The sequence below is a fragment of the Silvibacterium bohemicum genome, assembly GCF_001006305.1.
In the GTDB taxonomy this organism is placed as follows: Bacteria; Acidobacteriota; Terriglobia; order Terriglobales; family Acidobacteriaceae; genus Silvibacterium; species Silvibacterium bohemicum.
The window spans coordinates 1-14106 of sequence record NZ_LBHJ01000008.1 but is presented as its reverse complement, the minus strand read 5'-3'; the positions used below and the strand labels follow the sequence as shown (position 1 = coordinate 14106).

Genomic DNA, 14106 nt, shown 5'->3' with positions numbered 1-14106 from the left:
GCATTGACCGAAATCCTATTGAAACACAACCGGGAGAGGCCTGACCCCATGCTCCCGACCGAACATCTATACTGACCCAAGACCAATTCAAGGGAAATCAAGTGTTCCAATCAGATTTCGAGCGGGAGCTCTCTGCTCAGCGCCAGGAAACGTTGAAAAAAATTGAGGCGCTGGGTCAGCGCGCCTATCCGAATTCTTTTTCAGCCACGCATACGGTGCCGGAGATTCGCGCCAAGTACGATCCGGTCAGCGGCGAGCAGTTTGAGGCCGAGCGCGTCAATGTAGCCATCGCGGGCCGCATCATGGCCATCCGTGCCCAGGGCAAGGCGGGCTTCGCGCAGCTGCAGCAGAACGGCGAGCGGTTACAAATCTACGTTCGCAAGGATGCGGTGGGCGATCAGGGCTTCGAGCTCTACAAGCTGCTCGATCTCGGCGACCACATCGGCGTGGGCGGCTATCTCTTTCGCACCCGCACCGGCGAGCTGACCATCCACGTCGAGACCATCACCTTTCTGGCCAAGGCCATGCTGGCGCTGCCCGACAAGTTTCACGGCCTGGCCGACATCGAGCTGCGTTATCGCCAGCGCTACGTCGACCTGATCATGAACGGCGTGCTCAATGGAGAGACGGAGCCGGCTGACGGCGAGGCATCGAACGCTGAGCCCTCCGACGATGCGCGGAAGCCGATCCGGGTGCGCGATGTGTTTGTGAAGCGGGCCAAGGTGCTCTCGTCGATACGGAAGTTTTTCGATGATCGCGGCTACATCGAAGTCGAGACGCCGATGATGCAGTCCATCGCCGGAGGCGCGGCAGCCAAGCCCTTCACCACGCATCACAACGCGCTCGATCTCGATCTCTTCCTGCGCATCGCGCCGGAGCTGTATCTCAAGCGGCTGGTGGTGGGCGGCATCGACCGCGTGTACGAGATCAACCGCAACTTCCGCAACGAGGGGATCTCGACCCAGCACAACCCCGAGTTCACCATGCTCGAGTTCTATCAGGCGTATGCGAATTATCACGACCTGATGAAGCTGACGGAGGAGCTGATCACGTTTGTGGCTTTGGAAGTGAATGGGACTACGGTTACGAACTTCAATGGTGTTGAGATTGATTTAGATAAGTGGAAGAGGCTTTCGATGCGCGAGGCCATCATAAAGTTCTGGCCTGAAAACATGGCTCATAAGCCAACTGAGCTAGATCTTGCTACCGAAGAGTCATTTCTGCATTGGTCTAGAGATTACGAATTTATAAAAGTTGACGACGCGGGATCGGATAAAGAACTCGAGTCCTCGCGCCAATTGTTAGCGGGCAAAATCAGGGGAATATTCCGATCTTTAGGCGCGACAACTATTGAGAGCGGAGGCAGAATGGGGCCATCGTTGTCAGCCTCCGATCCGGCAGGCAAGCAGATCGCAACGCTATTCGAAATCTTGGCTGAACCTCACCTCATCCAGCCCACGATCATCTACGACTTCCCTCTCGCCGTTTCTCCGCTCTCGAAGCAGAAGCCGGATGAGCCGGACTGGGTGGAGCGCTTCGAGTTTTACATCGGGGGATTCGAAGTCGGCAATGCTTTCAGCGAGCTGAATGATCCTGTCGAGCAGGAGACACGATTCAAGCAGCAGCTCTCCGAGCGCGAGCGCGGCGATGACGAGGCTCACCAGATGGACGAGGACTACGTTCGCGCGCTTGGCTATGGCCTGCCGCCCACCGGCGGCGAAGGCATCGGCATCGACCGGCTCACCATGATCCTTACCGGCGCGAAGTCCATCCGCGATGTGATTCTGTTTCCGCTGCTGCGTCCGCAGAAGAGTGTGGTTGAGGGCGAGCGCCGGGAAGATCAGGCGTCAAAGTAATAGCGCTTGTGGCCTCCCACCCTTTCGCAAATACGCGAAAGGGATGGGGCACCCATCGTCCTTTGCGCGTCATTCTTCGCGAAGAATCTCAGAGTGGTTGTTGCGTAAACTTCGCTGGGATTCTTCCTCGCTTTGCCCGTCAGAATGACGGCCTAGGTTTGACGACGACCCAGGTTGCAAGACGAGCGAAGCTGTACAGCTGCGAAGGTTCATGACCACAGTTTTATATTGATCAAGGTTCAGACAATCACCGGGTCCTGACAGTCGTCGGGTGCCCCATCCTTCATGGTCATATCGTGAAGGGTGGGAGACCACGAACGTGCGACCTGTCTATGCCGACAACGACTGACGAGCGATAAACCAAACAGGCTCTAAGCCGCTGTCAGCAGCAACGGCTCTCCATCGGTGATCATCAGCGTGTGCTCGTAGTGTGCGGCGAGGCCGCGGTCGGCGGTGCGCATGGTCCAGCCATCCTGCGCGAGGTACGCATTTGCCGAGCGGCTGGCGATGATGGGTTCGACGGTGATCACCAGACCCTCGGTCAGAATGCCGCGCGCGTTGGGATCGGCATAGTTCGGAATGTTCGGCCGCTCATGGATGGTGCGTCCGATACCGTGGCCGCATAGCTCGCGGATGACGAAGAAGCCGCTCCTGCGTACCTCGGCTTCGACAGCCGCGCCCATCTCGGAGATGCGCGTGCCCGCCTTCGCCACCGACATCGCCGCATCGAAGGCGCGCCGCACGCAGCCGATCAGCTGTTTCGCTACGCCACTCTCATCGCCGACAACTACGGTCTCGGCAGCATCGGCCATAAAGCCATCTTTCTCAATGGTTACATCGAGCTTGAGCAGATCGCCGTTCTTCAGCGCGCGAGCGCCGGGGATGCCGTGGACGATCTCCTCATTCACGCTGATGCAGCTCACGCCGGGAAAGCCATAGACCAGCGACGGAGCGGAGCGGGCTCCGTGTTCGCGCATGGTTTGCGCGCCGATCTGATCGAGTTCGAGCGTAGTGACGCCGACACGCACGCCTGCCTTCATCGCTTCGAGCATCCTGCGAACGACGTGGCCCGCGGCCTTCATCCTGGCCAGCTCTTCCGGAGTTTTGATGGACATAGGCTCTCCTTTAAGATTGGCGCTGCTTTGTCGTAATTTCCTTCAGCATGGCAGAGCGGAGAAGCGCATTCATCCTGGTCTGATAGCCTGTGCCTTTTTTTCGCAGCCAGGCAATGATGTCGGAATCGAGCCGGACTGTGACCTGCTTCTTCACCGGGCGATAGAAGGGATTTCTGATTGCGCCCTTGAAGAAGTCTTCCGTCAGCTCGGGAATATCGGAGAAATCGATCTCGCTGTCCGGGCGGCTGGCGAGCTCTTTGAGATGGCGCTTCATGGCTGGAGTCACTTTGATGTCAGCCAAGGTCTTTCGTACGATTTTCGTCATAGAGAATTTTCTCCTTCCTGGTCGCCACTCGTGCCGAAATAATGCGGATTACCTCGTCCGGCCCTACTGATGGATCTCGCAATGTATGTGCCACCAGCAACACCGTCATATTCGAGGCGACTCCGATCACGTGCCATCGCAGTTCGCCATCTATCACTCGGTCTTCCCGAAAAACGGCGTACGCATCATCGAAAACAGTAGTCGACTCTTCAAACGTAATGCCGTGCTTTCTTCGGTTCGTCTCCGCTTTGGCCTTATCCCACTCGAACAAGATCATGCGCTACTCAATTGTAACTACAAATCGGTAACTCTATAAAGTTTATTCGCCGAGCAACAGGCGCTGTGTTGACTGTGCTCTTCCCGTCTTTCCATCGCATTCGATCAATAGAGCAGCCATGCGGGGATCGCCTTTGGCGGCGTCGAACTTTCCCGGCATGCCGGTGAGGAAGCGATTCAGCACTTGCTCCTTCTCGACACCGATCACGCTGTCGTACGGACCGCTCATGCCGACGTCCGTCTGGTACGCGGTGCCACCGGGAAGCACACGGTCATCGGCCGTCGGAACGTGCGTGTGTGTGCCGACTACGGCGGTGACGCGGCCGTCGAGATACCATCCCAGCGCGACCTTCTCCGATGTCGCTTCGGCATGGAAGTCGACGAAGATCACCTTGGCCTTAATCTTCTCGAGCAAAGCATCTGCTGTACGAAAGGGATCGTCGTTGGTGGCCATGAAGACTCTTCCCTGCAGATTGATGACGGCGTATGCCTGTCCGTTGGGTAGCTCGCCCTCATAGACACCGTGGCCTGGCGTGCCGGCAACATAGTTTGCCGGGCGGATGACGCGGCGCGGCCGCTCGTGGCTGCCGGCGGGCGCCGACTGCATGTATTCGATGATCTCGCGCTTGTCCCAGACATGATTGCCGGTGGTGAGCACGTGTGCTCCGAGATCGAAGAGGTCTTCTGCTATCGCGGGAGTTACGCCAAAGCCGCCCGCGGCGTTTTCGGCATTGACGATGAGCAGATCCACACCGCGCTCGGCGACAACGTGCCCCAGATGCTCACGGACGATGCGTCTACCCGCGCTGCCGAAGACGTCGCCTACAAAAAGAATTCGCAAGTACTTTCTCTCCCTGCTTTTGATCGAAGGCTGAACCCAATATCGATGCTATAACGCCGCGCGGCTTTCATGGATTCCTATCCCTTCAGCGATCGCGATGCGCCTCTGCGGCAGTAACGGCGATCGATGCGACTCCTGCTCGGGAAAACTGCGATCCGCGTCTGTTACAAATTAACTTTCCTCAGAATCCCTTTCTGGAATTTCCAAAACCTGTGGTAGCGTGGCAACATATGGCCGTCAATACCCGATTCGCTACCGGCGTCCACGCCCTCGTTTTGCTCGCTGCCGAACCGGATGTACTGCAGACCTCTGAGGACGTAGCTCGCAAGCTCAACACTAATCCCGTAGTGATTCGCCGTGTCTTTTCGCTGCTGCAGCAGGCGGAGATTGTGGAAAGCCAGAAGGGCCCGCACGGAGGGTCGAGACTCGCACGCCCGGCGAAAGAAATCACGCTCAGCGATGTGCATCGCGCGCTGGATGCCGGTGAGCTCTTTCATTCCGGATCTTTTCCAGCAGCGTCGCACGCCAAGATTAATTCCACTCTCGACCAGATCTTCGCCAATGTAGCCAAGACTGTAGAAAAAGAGTTGGCACAGACCACGCTGAGCCAGCTGGCGAAGAAGGTATCAAAAAAGACTCACTAGAGCGCCGGCCTGATCGTTTCGATCGTGGTTGGGTCGACTGTGTCCGAAACAATCCTGCACGCAATTTTCGTTGCGTGCAGTTTTTCACTCTAAAGAACCGGCATCTTTGCGACCTGCCATCTTCTTACCAGCAGCGAAGCAATCAGGACTAGCGAAAGCGTCAGGCCGATCCACAATCCCGGCAAGCCCCAACGCATGTGGAAGCAGAGCCACGCGCCAAGGGGCAATCCGATCAGCCAATAGCCGGCGAAGTTCATCAACATGGGAAAGCGCGTCTCGCCCAGTCCGCGCAGTGCGCCGGTCGTTACAGCCTGCGCGCCGTCGAAGACCTGAAAAGCTGCAACAATGATTAGGATGTGGCTGCCGAGCATCAGCACCTGCGCATCGCGGCTGTAAATCTCCATGATGGGTCGAGGCAGAAAGAGAAATAACAGCGCGGTCACGACCATGAAGCCGACTCCGAGTCCGAGCGCCATCCAGCCTGCGCGCCGTGCACGCGCCGGGTTCTTCGCTCCAATGGCATGGCCTACAGCAACCGCGCCCGCTGCGGAAATTCCCAGTGGAACCATGTAGGTGTAAGCGGCGCAGCTCAATGCGATTTCATGCGTGGCCAACGCCACGGGATTGAGATGCGCGGCCATGATGGTGGCAGCTCCAAAAGCCGCAACTTCAAGGATCACTTGAAAGGCTGCAGGAACACCGAGGCTCAAGAGACTGCGTATGCGCGACCAATCGGGACCAGGCCAGTGCGCGAACAATCCGTGGCCGCGGCGGCGCTCATGCTGCCATGCGAAAAATACCAGCACGCCCGCCATATAAATGCGCGCCACTACGGTGGAGCAGGCTGATCCGCGCACGCCGAGCGCTGGCATGCCGAATTTTCCATAGATGAAGACCCAGTTCCCGGCAAGATTCACGAGATTGGCCGAGATGAGCGCGAAGGTCACCGGCCGCACCCGTCCTACTCCCTGCAGATAGCGGCGAAATCCTCCGTACACCAGCAGCGGCAGAGTGCCCCAGTTGAGCAGGCCCACATATTGCCGCGCTAGCAGGCTGACCGTCGGGTCGATTCCACTACCGGCAAAGAGCGGCCGCGCCACGACCATGAAGAGCATGAGAACCGGTGTGAAGGCAAGGACAATATACATGGCCTGCGCCAGCGAGCGATGGCAATCGTCGAAGTTCTTCGCGCCCCAGGAGCGCGACACCAGCGTATCGAGGCCGAGCAGCAGGCCGATGCCAAAGATGGAGGGCGCATAGTAAATCGCGTTGCCCAGGCCGACTGCGCCGATCGCGTCTGGTCCCAGCTTGCCGACCATGACGACGTCGACCACGGTCATGGTCATCCATCCGATCTCAGAGAGCGCAACCGGGATGGCCAAGGCCAGCAGCGCGCGCAGCTCGGCGGCGACGTCGACTTTGCCGCCGAATTCGCTGCCGCTTTCGTCGAAGATGAGATGATCGGTCACTGCGTCGCGCCCCTGAGCAAATCGAGAAAGATTTCCCGATTCTACCCGCAGCGCCATCCGCAACCGGCTATGTTAAATTCGATAGAGAAGTCAGGAGAGTTGGCCGAGTGGTTGAAGGCGCACGCTTGGAAAGCGTGTTTAGGGGAAACTCTAACGTGGGTTCGAATCCCACACTCTCCGCCATCGATTTTTAGATATCTTCCAATCAAAGGGATATATTAGCCGGCCCCTCATGCTGCCTTGTCCTGGTCACCGAGATTTTCAGTCGATAATCGCGATCACAATTTAGCGCCGGTATTGGACCTTGAGGAGTCGACTCGTGCGATCCTTCATCCTGATATCTCTGCATGTTCATCGGCATCTGGCGGATGGACATAGGCGGTCCCGTCAGGTTCCGAGGAGCATCTGCCTTCTCCGCCCGTCTGCCTGGGTTGACAAAATTTAGATGCAAAAAGAACGCTTTCGGGCGGGCGTTGTTTCCCACAGGAAGCCTATGGAAAAGGAGAAGGAAACCTAGGTAATCACCTAGGCAGTAAGTCCTCTACGATTAGATAGGTTAGATGAAAGGCCATTTGCGCCCAAACTACCGCTCAATTGTGGAGGCCTAGTTCGTGGCAAATCTTACCTTATATCATCCTGAAGTTCAAAAATTTTGGAACTCTTACTATAACGGCGTGCAGGCCTGCCTTGCCGGAAGGCCATTCGACAGCAAGGAACCGCTGCACTGGCAAATGGGCTGGCAAGACACTCATGCAGAAGTAAGCTGCCACAAACCTCAGATAGCCCCATTTACACCACATAGCTCGTGACTTCTTCTACCAACCCTGGAGCCCCCACACTATGGCGACATCCTCTCAACATCTTCCTGACTCCCGATTCAGCCATCGATTCAACGGCGTTGCCCAATACTACGATTCAATCTGTATGGCCTGCTCAAGGACGGTAGGAAGCTCGGTCATCGAAGCGGATCTTCTCGACTTTGAGAATCAGCACAAGTGCCAGGGCAGTATCCTTATCGACTTTCTAAGAGGTTATAGAAGGACCGGGATGGAAAGTATTGAGCCTGAGTGATGGCACAACCAGCCTCCAGGAACAACCCAGGAACCAGGCGCCATCCATACTGGGATGGTTGAATGGGGATGGATAAGAATCGCGACCAAGGGTTTGCCACTTATGCATCCTCTTCAGCCATTCAGGAGTAGATGCTGACGATTGTTACCTCCATCGACCTTGAACCTAGGCATTTGCCTAGTTACTCCCGTTGCTTCCTACCTGCTACTTTCCACCCAGCAGTTAAAGTTGCTCCGAGCCTCATCGCGTGGTGGGGCAAACAACTTGCTCCGCATGGTCTCCGTTCCCCAATTCCTCCACGCTCTTCTCATTCTCCGGAGCACATCATGTTGCGATTCCCCGAGAGCCGGCCCGATTCCCGTTTCCTTCATCGTTTCAATGTCGCTTCCAACAACCATGATTCGATCTGCAGATCTTGTGCCAAGACTATCGGGAGTTCTAGCGTGGAAGCGGACTTGCTTTACTCCGAGCTTGAACACAAGTGCAAGGACGGAATCTTAATCGATTTCGCTGAAGCCGTCCGAAGAAGCGGAAAGACCTCTGAAATCTCCAAGTAACCGCGCCTCCGGTTCTTGAATCCCGCCTCTAAAGTACCAGGCACATCAAGCCGGACATTGCAGTTCACCGCGCCGTGGGCGGCAGCGCAAAAAGAGATACGATCTGCCGTATCTTGACCACGGCGCATGGGAATGCGCCGCCTTCATTGCCGATAAGCGCGAGTGTTGATGGCTGTGTCCTCTTTCGATAAGTCTTATGAATATCTATTGACATTATTCTGCGGCAAATTTTGTTCCTTGAAGAAATCCCACACTTTCTGCTTCGATCTTCGTTTTATAAAAATTAGGAAATCTGCACTCGGCCACCAGGCGGGAGATGCACATCCTGCGGGATGGTATTTGCTGTTTCCGTCACGCAAAATCTGACGGCCAAATTGCTGAAGCCGATGTTATTTGACTCGCATCCTAGGCTGTGGAGACATCGCTGTTCTGTCTCCTAAATCCAGCAAGGACGGATCGAATGAGCTCCCCATCCGAAGTAACAGAGAATTCTGAAGCGGGCGTGGTGAAAACCAGGCTAGCTGGCTACGACCTTCTGCTTCATCCCGCATTGAATAAAGGTACGGCGTTTAGCGAGGCTGAGCGGGACACCTTTGCGCTGCATGGGCTGCTGCCGCCGCATGTGGGAGCGCTCGACGAACAGTTGGAGCGCCGCATGAAGGCCTTCGACCTGCAGACGACGAGCTTTGGACGATACAGCTTCATGCGGGAGCTGCAGGACACGAACGAGACGTTGTTCTATGCGCTTGTCACCCGCAATGTCGAGAAGTTTTTGCCGATTGTTTACACGCCTACAGTGGGCGAGGGCTGCCAGCGCTTCAGCGAGATCTGGCGCAAGCCGCGCGGCCTGTTCCTCAGCTATCCCAACAAGCATCGCATCGACCAGATACTTGCGGACCCGCGTTATGACAAGGTGCGGTGCATCGTCGTCAGCGATGGCGAGAGGATTCTGGGCCTGGGCGACCAGGGCGCCGGAGGCATGGGCATCCCGATTGGGAAGATGGCTCTTTATACCGCGCTCGCCGGAATTCCTCCGCAGCATTGCCTGCCGGTGCTGCTCGATGTGGGCACGGATAATGAGGACCGCCTGCGCGATCCGATCTATATCGGCTGGCGCAGCAAGCGGGTGCGCGGTCAGGAATACGATGACTTCGTCGAGGCCTTTGTTTCAGCAGTGAAGCGGCGCTGGCCGCACATTCTTCTGCAGTGGGAGGATTTTGCCGGCACCAATGCCGCCCGTCTTCTGGCGCGTTACCGCGATCAGCTGTGCACGTTCAATGACGATATTCAAGGCACTGCGGCAGTGACTACGGCGACTATTCTAGGCGCAGTTACGGCGACCGGTGTTCCACTGAAAGAGCAGAACATCGGAATTCTGGGCTTTGGTACGGCGGGTATCGGCATCGCGAATCTTTTGCTCGCAGCCTTGAAAGAGGAGGGCCTCAGCGATGCGGAGGCACACAGGCATTTTTATGCGGTCGATCGCTACGGCCTGCTGGTGGAGGGCGGAAAAGATATTCGGCCTGACCAAGCTCCGTATGTGCGCAAGAAATCGGATCTCAAGGGATGGATACTCTCTAACTCCGATGAAATATCTCTCGCCGACGTCGCGCGCAATGCGAAATTAACCGTATTGATCGGGGTTTCGGGGCAGGCTGGCGTGTTTACAGAAGAGATTGTGCGGGAGATGACGAGGCATGCTGACAGGCCAGTCATCTTTCCTTTGTCGAATCCCACCTCCCGCTCGGAAGGCATCCCAGCCGACCTGCTCAAGTGGAGCGACGGTAAGGCATTGATCGGCACCGGAAGCCCGTTTCCTGCCGCCGAGATCAACGGCAAGACGGTTCACTTCGCGCAGACGAACAATTCTTATATCTTTCCGGGACTCGCTCTCGGCATTCTCACATCCAAAGCAAAACGTGTCTCCGATGCGATGATCATGGCGTCGGCCAAGGCACTGGCAGCGCAATCGCCCACGCACCGCGACAAGAATGCCGATCTTCTGCCTCCGCTTGCGGATTCACGAAAGGTGAGCCTGCTAGTTGCTGAAGCAGTGGGCAAGCAGGCTATCGCCGAGGGGCTTTCCGGGTTCAGCGACGAGAAGGCCTTCGAGAAGGAACTTCACAGCTACGTCTGGGAGCCGTTCTACCGGACGTATGAGCGCCTCGACGATTAAGCTCATTCCATCAACACAAGTCCCTTACCATTCACCCGGGCGACCCCTTCCACGCGAGGTAATTTGTGGCAACGCAAGAAACGCACGAACTGCAGCAGCTCCCCATCGGAATCGGCACAACCGGAACCCGTAAAGAGACGGACTCGATGGGCGAGATCGAGGTTGCGGCCAACCACTATTGGGGAGCGCAGACCGAGCGGTCGCTGATCCACTTTGCGATCGGCGACGACCGCATGCCCAAGCAGGTTTATCACGCTTACGGCTACGTGAAGAAGGCCGCTGCCCTGGTGAATGCGGCCTCGGGTCATCTCGACCGGTGGCGCGCCGAGGCAATTACCACCGTTGCCGATGAGGTGATCGGCGGCAAGCTGGACAGCGAGTTCCCTCTTTACGTGTGGCAGACCGGCTCAGGCACGCAGTCGAACATGAACGTGAACGAAGTGCTCTCCAACCGCGCCATTCAACTGCTCGGTGGAGAGCTGGGAAGCAAGACGCCCATTCACCCCAACGATCACGTCAACATGGCGCAGTCTTCGAATGATACCTTTCCCACGGCGATGCACGTCGCCAGCGTTCTCGAAATCAAAAACTATCTCCTGCCGCGAGTCGATGCGCTGGCTGCGACGATCGAGGAGAAGTCGAAGCGGTGGCATGACGTCGTCAAGATCGGCCGCACACACCTCGAAGATGCGGTGCCGCTCACCGTGGGCCAGGAGTGGTCAGGCTATGCGGTTCAGATTCGCGACGCCATGGCGTTGATCGAGCATTCTCTCGGCGGTCTCTATCAATTGGCTGCCGGCGGCACTGCGGTAGGTACGGGGCTGAATGCTCCGGCTGGGTTCGGCGAAGCCATCGCCGCGAAGATCGCGGAGCTGACCGCACTGCCCTTCGTCACAGCTCCGAACAAGTTCGCCGCACAGGGCTCGCTCGATGCCATGGTGAACGCGCATGCCGCGCTGCGCTCTCTCGCCGTCGCACTGATGAAGATTGCCAACGATATGCGCTGGCTGGCCTCGGGTCCGCGCTGTGGGCTCGGCGAACTTGAACTGCCGGAGAATGAGCCGGGCTCGTCGATCATGCCCGGCAAGGTCAATCCCACGCAGTGTGAGGCCATGGTAATGATCTGCATTCAGGTTATCGGCGACGATGCCGCAGTGGCCTTCGCCGGTTCGCAGGGAAACTTCGAGTTGAATGCGATGCGGCCGATCATCATCAACAATTTCCTTCACTCTGCGCGCATTCTTGCCGACGGCTGCGAGAAGTTTCGTGTCTTCTCTGTCGAAGGAACAAAGCTGAACGAGAAGCGCATCGCGCAGTTCGTGCAAAACTCGCTGATGCTCGTGACCGCGCTCAGTCCAGTGATCGGCTACGACAAGGCTTCGAAGATCGCTCACAAGGCGATGGATGAAGAGACAACCTTGAAGCAGGCGGCGCTGGCGACGGGATGGATCGATGAGAAGACATTCGATGAAGTCGTCGACCCGAAGAAAATGGTCTTCCCTAACCACTGACTTTCGCAATCCACATCGATGGACGACGAAAGCGCTCTTTCGTTGTCCATCGATGTCCGCCGTGATCCCTTCGATTGCCGGCGGCAATTTCAATACAACCGAATAAGGATGAGGACATGTCCAAGACCGTCGCTGAAGTTCTGGTAGATACGATGATCGCGGCAGGCGTAAAGCGCGTGTACGGAGTTCCCGGAGATTCCCTCAACGGCATGACGGATACCATCCGCCGCCGCGATGGTATCGCATGGATGCACACGAGGCACGAGGAGGTCGCTGCTTTCGCGGCAGGCGCAGAGGCGGCATTGACCGGAGAGATTGCGGTCTGCGCGGGCAGTTGCGGCCCCGGCAATCTGCACCTGATTAACGGGCTCTATGATTGCCAGCGCAGCCGTGTGCCCGTATTGGCTATCGCCGCGCAGATTCCCAGCCTGGAGATCGGCAGCGGCTACTTCCAGGAGACCAGTCCGGAACATCTTTTCAAGGATTGCAGCTACTACTGCGAGCTGGTCTCGCACCCGGCGCAGATGCCGCGCGTGCTGGCCATCGCCATGCGCACGGCCATTGCCAAGCGCGGTGTCGCGGTGGTGGTTCTGCCCGGCGATATCGCTCTGCGCGAATGTCCCTCGCCTGCGATTGAACTGGGATTCAAGGACCTTGCCACTGTCATTCATCCTTCGGAGAAAGAACTCAAGGCAGCCGCGCAAATCCTCAATGGCGCCAAGAAGATTACGATCCTCGGCGGCGCGGGATGCGAGGGGGCGCATGCGGAGCTGCTGGCTATTGCGGAGAAGCTCAAGGCTCCCGTTGTGCATGCGCTGCGCGGCAAAGAGTTCATCGAGTACGACAATCCTTACGACGTGGGCATGACCGGTCTGCTGGGCTTCGCCTCCGGCTACCACGCCATGATGAACTGCGACGCGCTGCTCATGCTGGGGACGGACTTCCCTTACCAGCAGTTCTATCCCAAGTCAGCAAAGATCATTCAAGTGGATGTGCGCGGCGAGCAGATCGGCAGAAGAACTCCTGTCGATCTGGGGTTAGTCGGCACGGTGAGAGATACGGTCAGTGCGCTATTGCCGCTGTTGCAGGAGAAAGCGGATCGCGGGTATCTCGATAAATGCGTGGAGCACTACAAAGAAACACGCAAAGATCTCGACAGCCTGGCCACCGGCGAGCCGGGAAGAACGCCGATTCATCCGCAGTACGTGGCCAAGATCGTCGACGAACTCGCCGACGAAGATGCGATCTTCACCTGCGATGTGGGCACGCCGACGGTTTGGGCATCTCGCTATCTCACGATGAACGGTAAGCGCCGCCTGCTGGGATCGTTCAATCACGGCACCATGGCCAACGCCATGCCTCACGCGATTGGCGCACAGGCTGCGTTCCCCGGCAGGCAGGTCATCAGTCTCTCCGGCGATGGCGGCATTGCCATGCTGCTCGGCGACCTACTCACTTTGAGGCAGCTCAAGCTCCCTGTCAAACTGGTGGTCTTCAACAATAGCGCGCTCAGTTTTGTGGAACTGGAGCTGAAGGCGATCGGCATGGTGAGCTTCGGCACGAATCTGGTGAATCCGGATTTCTCCAAGCTGGCGGGGTCTGCGGATATTCTCGGCATCCGCGTGGAGAAGCCGGAAGAACTGCGCCCCGCCATGACGAAAGCGCTCGCTCACGATGGGCCGGCGCTGATCGAGGTGATCGTCAACAGCCAGGAGCTTTCCATGCCTCCAACTATCACCCTGGAGCAGGCTCGCGGGTTCACCCTTTACATGCTTCGCACCGTGATGAATGGACGGGGCGACGAGGTCATCGATCTGGCTATGACAAACTTTCTCAATCGGTAGACGATCGGCTTATGGATCAAACGAGGAGGGGATGCGGCATTCCGCCGCATCCCCTCTTTCTTTACCGATCGATCTCAGTTAGCGTGCCGGCCTATTTCCGTTGTCCGGAATCGCCGTGCTGCTGATGTTCCTGTTTCTTTCCAGTGTCACCATGCTGCCCCGACTTTTGATCGTTGGGCTGCTGTTGCTGCTGCTGATGGCCGGCGCCTTCCTTCTCTTTTTTGTGGCTTCCCTGGTCATGCCCGGATTGCTGAGTGTTCGACATCGATACTCCTCCACGGGATTGCTCCCTGAATAGTTGGACCCGATCCGCAGGTGCAGGGTTGCCCGAAGCGTTTTCTCTGCGAAGTCGGCTAATGAGATGGTCCGCCGCTGTAAGTCTCCGCTAAGGCGGAGGATGGTAGCAGCGGTTTCAGAGGAG

11 protein-coding genes and 1 tRNA gene are annotated in these 14106 nt (G+C 57.3%); 6 read left to right on the top strand and 6 right to left on the bottom strand.

Annotated features, from left to right (window positions below):
• Positions 1–101 precede the first annotated feature (101 nt).
• Positions 102–1856 carry a lysine--tRNA ligase gene (locus tag XX99_RS15230; protein ID WP_050060279.1) on the top strand — a complete coding sequence of 585 codons (1755 nt, stop codon included), beginning with the start codon at positions 102–104 and terminating at the stop codon, positions 1854–1856.
• A gap of 371 nt (positions 1857–2227) precedes the next feature.
• Here the strand turns inward: XX99_RS15230 and map are convergent, their stop codons facing one another.
• From map to XX99_RS15210, 4 genes are read right to left on the bottom strand one after another with little or no spacing between them, the layout of a single operon-like run.
• Positions 2228–2971: a type I methionyl aminopeptidase gene (gene map / locus XX99_RS15225; protein WP_050060278.1), complete on the bottom strand. Its 744-nt coding sequence runs from the start codon at positions 2969–2971 to the stop codon at positions 2228–2230.
• 10 nt (positions 2972–2981) lie between these two features.
• Positions 2982–3296 (bottom strand): BrnA antitoxin family protein, encoded by a 315-nt coding sequence (locus XX99_RS15220; protein WP_050060277.1) that lies wholly within the window; start codon positions 3294–3296, stop codon positions 2982–2984.
• A complete protein-coding gene (locus tag XX99_RS15215) occupies positions 3265–3573 on the bottom strand; it encodes a BrnT family toxin (RefSeq protein ID WP_050060276.1) in 309 nt (102 codons plus the stop codon). Before XX99_RS15215 ends, XX99_RS15220 begins: the two co-directional genes overlap by 32 nt.
• Positions 3574–3615: 42 nt before the next feature.
• A complete protein-coding gene (locus XX99_RS15210; RefSeq protein ID WP_050060275.1) occupies positions 3616–4413 on the bottom strand; it encodes a TIGR00282 family metallophosphoesterase in 798 nt (265 codons plus the stop codon).
• A gap of 230 nt (positions 4414–4643) precedes the next feature.
• Between XX99_RS15210 and XX99_RS15205 the strand changes: the two genes are divergently transcribed.
• Positions 4644–5057: an Rrf2 family transcriptional regulator gene (locus tag XX99_RS15205; RefSeq protein WP_050060274.1), complete on the top strand. Its 414-nt coding sequence runs from the start codon at positions 4644–4646 to the stop codon at positions 5055–5057.
• Positions 5058–5146: 89 nt separating this feature from the next.
• Here the strand turns inward: XX99_RS15205 and XX99_RS15200 are convergent, their stop codons facing one another.
• Entirely contained in the window at positions 5147–6583 is a 1437-nt protein-coding gene (locus XX99_RS15200) for an MATE family efflux transporter (protein ID WP_082125617.1), read from the bottom strand.
• Positions 6584–6619: 36 nt separating this feature from the next.
• Between XX99_RS15200 and XX99_RS15195 the strand changes: the two genes are divergently transcribed.
• The 4 genes from XX99_RS15195 (at position 6620) to poxB (ending at position 13685) form a co-directional block, all read left to right on the top strand.
• Positions 6620–6709 (top strand) — tRNA-Ser (locus tag XX99_RS15195).
• A 1905-nt stretch (positions 6710–8614) separates the two neighbouring features.
• On the top strand, positions 8615–10330 hold the full coding sequence (locus XX99_RS15185; protein ID WP_050060272.1) for an NAD-dependent malic enzyme: 1716 nt from the start codon (positions 8615–8617) through the stop codon (positions 10328–10330).
• Between the two features lie 65 nt (positions 10331–10395).
• Positions 10396–11841: a class II fumarate hydratase gene (fumC, locus tag XX99_RS15180; RefSeq protein ID WP_050060271.1), complete on the top strand. Its 1446-nt coding sequence runs from the start codon at positions 10396–10398 to the stop codon at positions 11839–11841.
• A gap of 116 nt (positions 11842–11957) precedes the next feature.
• Positions 11958–13685: a ubiquinone-dependent pyruvate dehydrogenase gene (poxB, locus tag XX99_RS15175; RefSeq protein WP_050060270.1), complete on the top strand. Its 1728-nt coding sequence runs from the start codon at positions 11958–11960 to the stop codon at positions 13683–13685.
• 91 nt (positions 13686–13776) lie between these two features.
• Here poxB and XX99_RS27295 read toward each other — a convergent pair whose 3' ends face one another.
• Positions 13777–13950: a hypothetical protein gene (locus tag XX99_RS27295; RefSeq protein WP_156186008.1), complete on the bottom strand. Its 174-nt coding sequence runs from the start codon at positions 13948–13950 to the stop codon at positions 13777–13779.
• Between the last annotated feature and the right edge of the window lie 156 nt (positions 13951–14106).